This is a genomic window from Streptomyces sp. (genome assembly GCF_036566765.1).
Taxonomy (GTDB): Bacteria; Actinomycetota; Actinomycetes; order Streptomycetales; family Streptomycetaceae; genus Streptomyces.
On the sequence record NZ_DATCVQ010000459.1, the window covers coordinates 1 to 5359 of the forward strand.

A 5359-nucleotide genomic window follows, 5' to 3' on the forward strand; every position below is an offset into this window, starting at 1 on the left:
TCGCCGCGATCCGGCTCTGGCTGCGCTTACCATCCGCCGCTCTCTACTCAGGTCCAGGTGCGGGAGCACAGCACGAGACGGTAGCCCTCCGGGTCGGCGATCGTTACTCCGTCGTCCCAGTGCGGGTTGTGGGCCGGGACACGGGTGAGAGCACCCGCCGGATGATCGACGAACTGGCTCAGGCCCAAGCGATTCAGCCGAAGGCGGCGGCGTTCTCCGAAGCCCACTGCTGGAACGGGCGGGCCGGCGTTCCGGTGATCTGTGAAACCGTGTCGCGCACCATCAGCAGCTCGTCGTTCACGTCTCCGCCCGTGACGTCGAGCACCGCGTCCGCGGCCTCGGCACCGAAGACCGCGGCCATCTGTGCGTGGGCCTGCTGGCGGCTGATCTCGGCGAAGGGAATCTCCCGACCCAGTGCTGCCGCGATGGCCTCTACCTGCCGTCGGGCGGTCACCGGCTCTGGACCGGTCAAGGCATATGTGCGTCCGTGGTGGCCGGGCTCGGTCAGTGCCACCCGTGCCACCGCCGCGATGTCCGCGGGGTGGATGGTCGGCAGCGCGGTCTCGGCGTACGGCACGCGGACGGTCTCGTGGCCGCGGATGGAAGCCGCCCACATCAGGGCGTTCGAGGCGAACTGCGTCGGCCGCAGGATCGTCCAGGCCATGCCGCTTGCCTTGAGCAGTTGCTCCACCGCCAGGTTCTCGCCGGCGGGGCCGAGGTGCGGGTGGGTCTGGACGGTGATGGACGACACCAGCACGACGTGCTCCACACCCGCCTGCCGGGCGGCTTCGAGGATGTCGGCGTCCGAGCCCAGACGCGACACGAGAAACAGCGACCGCACCCCTTCCAGCGCGGGCTTCAACGACATCGGCTCCGAGAAGTCGCCCTCAACGACCTCGACCCCTTCAGGGAAGACAGCGCGTGCGGCAACACGGGTGAGCCCTCTCAGCGGCCCGACACCGCGTGCGTGCAGCTCCTTCAGCAGGGCACTGCCTATGTTTCCGGTGGCTCCGGTCACGAGGATCATGAGCGTGTTTCCCGTCGTCAGATGATCAAGTAGGTGACACGCTATGACCTCAAGCGCGCTTCAGGTCAAGAAGACGCCTGGCCATCTCCGTGGCTGGGCGCGTACACCGCTCACGTCCAGGGCTCGACGTGCTCCAACTGGCTTACAGACGGCGGGTGCTGGGGGCCGTCCGATCGGGCAGCGTGTGTGGACCGCTCCGAGCGGTCAAGGATGCCTGCGGCGGCGTTCCGCGCTGGCCTGCGGCCACCATCCGCCGCTGGCACGACGAGTGTGAGATCTCTACTGCGGCGATGCTGCTTCATCCTCCTAGTACTGCAACGGTCTTTGCCGTGACGGTTGGGCAGGTTCTGGTGGGGTGTGGCCGCGTCCTTTGTAGTGGCTGAGGCGGGCTTGGTGTTGCCGTCGGCGTCGCCATCGAGGAGACGGGGGCGAACGGGGCTGCGTACTACCGGGCCGACAGTGAGAACGGCGACCGGATCGACGAGCCGTCCGAGGACGCGCTGTTCATGCTGATCGACGACCTCAACGGTTCAAACCACACCTTCGTCGTCATCCAGCCCGACGAAAGACGACCCGGCCTGGTTCACCTCTGTCGCCGTCCTGGACGAAGGCGGCTATGAGGTCGTCCGCCGCGACACCACCCGCCGGGAACACGACGTCGTCACCGAGACCAGCATCGATCGGATCGCCCGCGACCTCACGATCTGGATGGCCGCCCGCGACTTCCCCCGACGGCCCACCCAGCACAACGACAACTTCTGGGAAGCCGTATCTCAACCGAACATGATCGCTTGTTTTCTGCTGGTCAGGCATGGTGTCGGTCGGGGTGAAGGCTCACAAGACGTCACCCGGTACCTCGGTGACATCGAGACCTGCCGCCGCCGCTTCGACGTCTGATGGGTGGGGTGCTCACACGGGCCGGTAATGCTCGCCGAAGAGTCGTGCGACGAGTTCGCCTCGGCTGGAGACCTCCGCCTTGCCGAAGACGGCCTTGAGATGGTCGCGCACGGTGTGCGGGGAGATGAACAGCGTCGCGGCGATCTCGGTGGTGGGCAGCCCGCGCGTGATGAGCTGGGTGATCTCCAGCTCGCGAGGCGTCAGGCCGTACGCCTCGGCGATGAGGACCGCGCGGTCGGCGGGGGGCGCCGGTTCGATGATGAGTGCCACGGGACCGGGTTGCCCAGCGGGGCCGCTGAGACAGGAGGCGTGGCAGGTCAACCAGCGGCCGTCAACGGTCCGGATGCGCACTCTTGCACCGCCTGCCCGGTCGCGGCCCCGGGCGATCGCCCGGGCCTGCAGCGCAGTGGCGACCACCCAGATCGGCAGCCTCAGGCCCAACTGCGAGGGGATGGAGGGCCCTTCAGGAAGCTGAGAGAGGTGCTGCCGCGCCTCCTCGTTGATCGACGTCGGCTCGCCGGAAGGATCGAAGAGCACCAGTCCGGGTGCGGGTGCGTCGGTTGTGCCGCCGGACGGGGACGGGCGGGCGAACCGGCGTACCCGCGAGGCCAACGGACCGGACAGACCGGCGAGCAGCGTGGTCTCGGCCGGGCCGAACGGGGCGCCGCCGCGCATGCGGAACAGGCTCACCACGGCCCATGGCCGGTCGCCGACCCGCAGCACGGCCCGTAGTTCGTCGTCCACGCCCTGGCTCCCGAGGAGCCGGTGGAAGCGTGCGCTGCGCGCGGGCAGGTCGCCGGTGGCTGCGCGCAGACCGGCCGCCGGGACGATAGCCCGGGCGAGGTCCCGAAACGGCAGGACGTTCTCCTCCAGGAGTTCGCTTTCCCAGTACTCGGCGCAGCCCTCGCCGGACCCGAGGTTCTCCACCAGCATCGGCGCGGTGATGAGACCGGTCTCCGGGTCGGTGGCCGCCCATACGGCCGAGTCGAACGGCATGAGCCGTCGCAGCTTGGCGGACGTCCGGCGGAAGAGTTCGCGTGTGTCGGTGGCCCGATCCGCACTCGACAGCACCTTGGCGTGACCTGACAGCGCCTCGGCATGGCGGCGCGCGTCAGGCATGGAGATCCTCCCGTGGTCTGGATGGAGGCCACCCTGCCCGCCCTCCTGTCCTGCGCCAACCCCCCGTTTGAGGGGGACATTCCCCGGCCGGTCACCCCCCGCGGGGGATGGGGCTCGGCGTGGGCGGCGGCGAGGCTCGAAGAGGCCGCGGCGCTCTTCAGCGGCGGCCTGGAATGTGAAGGGGAAATCAATGGACATCGCAATCGTCGGAGCGGGTGCTGCCGCGGTCGGTCTGCTGGACAGCCTGGCGGCCACCGCCGACAGCCCTGGGGCCATCACGGTGTTCGAGCCGTCCCCGCATCTGTGGTGTGGCCGCCCGTATGGCCCTGACCTGGACACGGTGTTGGTCAACGCACCACCGGCCATCATGTCGATCCGCCACCTGGACTTCGGGCACTACGCGGCCTGGCTGGGCACGCGTGGTCCGGCTCACCTCGACGAACGGCTGGGCCAGCCGCTGGTTCCGCGCGCGCTCTACGGCGAGTACCTGGGACACACCGCGGAGACGGCGTTGGCCACCCTGCGCGAAGTCGGCTGGCGGGTGCGGGTCGTCACCGCCCGCGTCATCGGGGTAGCCCGGTCCGGGGCCAACTGGTCGCTCCGCACCGAGGACGGACGCGGGTACGAAGCCGACCATGTGGCGCTGTGCGTGGGCGGGGGGACGCCGCAAGACCACTACGGTCTCGGCGGCGCCTCCGGTTTCGTGGACGATCCGTACCCGCTGGCACGCACACTCGACCGGGTCGCGGCCGGCAGCAACGTCGCGGTCATCGGGAGCGGCCTGACCGCGGTCGACGTCGTCGTGTCGCTCGCCGCGCTCGGGCACACCGGGCCGATCACGCTGCTGTCCCGCAGCGGTGTGCTGCCCCACGTCTGGCAGCGCCCGGTCGAACACCGGCCGCAGCATGTGACCGCCGAGCGGGTTGCGGTACTGCACCGGCAGCACGGCGCCGTCACCCTCGAGGACCTCATCGGGCTGCTGCGAGCCGAACTGGCTGAGACCGGAGAGGACTTCGAGGCCTTCGTGGCCGACCTGCTGGCGACCGGGACCGAAGAGCCGGTCCGGCGCTTGCGGGCGCAACTGGACGCTGTCGACGACCCCAGGATCGGCCGCCGGGTCCTCCAGGAGACAGCGCACAGCGTTGGCCCGTACGCGTGGCGGCTGCTGCCCGAGCCCGACCGTGTGCGGCTGCAGCGCCACTTCCGCATGGCGACGAGCGTGGCCTCACCGATGGTTCCGGTGAACGCCGCCACCATGATGCGGCTGTTGGACTCCGGGCAACTCGCCGTCACCGCCGGCGTCCACAAGATCGAGGCAGCGGACGGGATGTTCCGGGTACGCCGCGAAGACGGCGAACGCACTTTCGGCGCCGTCATCAACGCCGTGAACCCGCCACCGCGGGCGATCCCTCTGGGGGCCGGGCAGTTGGTCACGGCCTTGCTGGCCGACGGCTCCGCCGAGCTGCACCCGGCCGGTGGGCTGGTTCCGGCTGACCCGCGCCTGCACGTGGTGGGAGACCTCGCGGGGGGCGGTCCGTTCATTACGTCAAGTATTGCGGGCATAGCGGCCCAAGCAGCACGGGCCGCGCAGACGATCGTCGCGGCCCGCGATGGAGGACCCATGTCTTGACCGATCATGGAACGTGCGGGTCGAACGGGTTTCCCGCCGGGGTGGTCTTTGCGTTGTACGTGCATGAAGGCAGGGCCTCTCGGTAGCTCGGGGATGCGAATCTGACCGAGCAGTGCCGGGAGGCCCTGGTGTCGTTGTTGTACGCGTCCGAACCCGCCCTCGGCTGGACTCGCCCGAAGCTCCGAACCCCGGAGGCAGCGGACCGGTGGACCTGGCTGGTCATCGCCGCTCATACCCAACTCCGCCTGACGCGACCGTTGGCCGCTGATCTCCGACGCCCCTGGGAACGTCCCGCCGAGCCTGGCCGGCTCACCCTCGCCCGGGTGCGCCGGGGGTTTCGAAACCTCCGCCGAACTTGCCCTGTCCGGCCCGTGCGCCGAAACCCAACCGGCCCGGGCCCGGCAGGCCGCTCGGCTCGAAGAACCGGCACCCCGCCACCCGCTACGGCGTGGGCAGAACTGTCGGACGGCCCGAGGCCATCGCCGAACGCGCCCAGGTCAGCCCGTAGAGAATCCGGATCGGTTCTTCGCGATGTTTCGTGTCTTCTTGGTGTTGGCAGACTCGGCGAGCAGGGCGAGTACCGCCGGCGCCGTCGACTCCTCGGCGAGGACGCGCTGCATCCAGTCCGTGACCTCCGCCAACTCGGCCGGTGTCGGCACGTGACCGTCCTTGACGGACAGGTAGAA

The 5359-nt window shown here is 69.6% G+C and carries 4 protein-coding genes and 3 pseudogenes; 3 read left to right on the forward strand and 4 right to left on the reverse strand.

Going from position 1 to position 5359, the window contains the following annotated elements; translation table 11 throughout:
* Window positions 1-47: 47 nt before the first annotated feature.
* Both VIU94_RS27240 and VIU94_RS27245 read right to left on the reverse strand, forming a co-directional pair.
* Complete coding sequence (locus tag VIU94_RS27240) at window positions 48-188, reverse strand: hypothetical protein (protein ID WP_414721022.1); 141 nt, start codon at window positions 186-188, stop codon at window positions 48-50.
* A 5-nt stretch (window positions 189-193) separates the two neighbouring features.
* Window positions 194-1027, reverse strand: coding sequence for an NAD(P)H-binding protein (locus VIU94_RS27245; protein ID WP_331915076.1), 834 nt, complete (start codon window positions 1025-1027; stop codon window positions 194-196).
* A 413-nt stretch (window positions 1028-1440) separates the two neighbouring features.
* Here VIU94_RS27245 and VIU94_RS27250 point away from each other — a divergent pair.
* Window positions 1441-1768, forward strand: a pseudogene (locus VIU94_RS27250) (hypothetical protein); the annotation flags it as partial.
* Window positions 1769-1936: 168 nt separating this feature from the next.
* Here VIU94_RS27250 and VIU94_RS27255 read toward each other — a convergent pair.
* Window positions 1937-3043 (reverse strand): LuxR C-terminal-related transcriptional regulator, encoded by a 1107-nt coding sequence (locus tag VIU94_RS27255; RefSeq protein ID WP_331915078.1) that lies wholly within the window; start codon window positions 3041-3043, stop codon window positions 1937-1939.
* Window positions 3044-3233: 190 nt separating this feature from the next.
* Here VIU94_RS27255 and VIU94_RS27260 point away from each other — a divergent pair, with 190 nt between their 5' ends.
* Window positions 3234-4673 carry an FAD/NAD(P)-binding protein gene (locus VIU94_RS27260; RefSeq protein WP_331915080.1) on the forward strand — a complete coding sequence of 480 codons (1440 nt, stop codon included), beginning with the start codon at window positions 3234-3236 and terminating at the stop codon, window positions 4671-4673.
* Window positions 4674-4831: 158 nt separating this feature from the next.
* Window positions 4832-5181: pseudogene (locus VIU94_RS27265) on the forward strand (NF041680 family putative transposase); the annotation flags it as partial.
* Here VIU94_RS27265 and VIU94_RS27270 read toward each other — a convergent pair.
* Window positions 5171-5359 (reverse strand): annotated as a pseudogene (locus VIU94_RS27270) (hypothetical protein); the annotation flags it as partial. The pseudogenes VIU94_RS27265 and VIU94_RS27270 overlap by 11 nt on opposite strands.

What these genes read in the sequence shown, in the direction of transcription:
- VIU94_RS27245 (WP_331915076.1), bottom strand. Translation starts at nt 1,027, where the DNA reads ATGATCCTCGTGACCGGAGCCACCGGAAACATAGGCAGTGCCCTGCTG.
- VIU94_RS27260 (WP_331915080.1), top strand. Translation starts at nt 3,234, where the DNA reads ATGGACATCGCAATCGTCGGAGCGGGTGCTGCCGCGGTCGGTCTGCTG.
- VIU94_RS27255 (WP_331915078.1), bottom strand. Translation starts at nt 3,043, where the DNA reads ATGCCTGACGCGCGCCGCCATGCCGAGGCGCTGTCAGGTCACGCCAAG.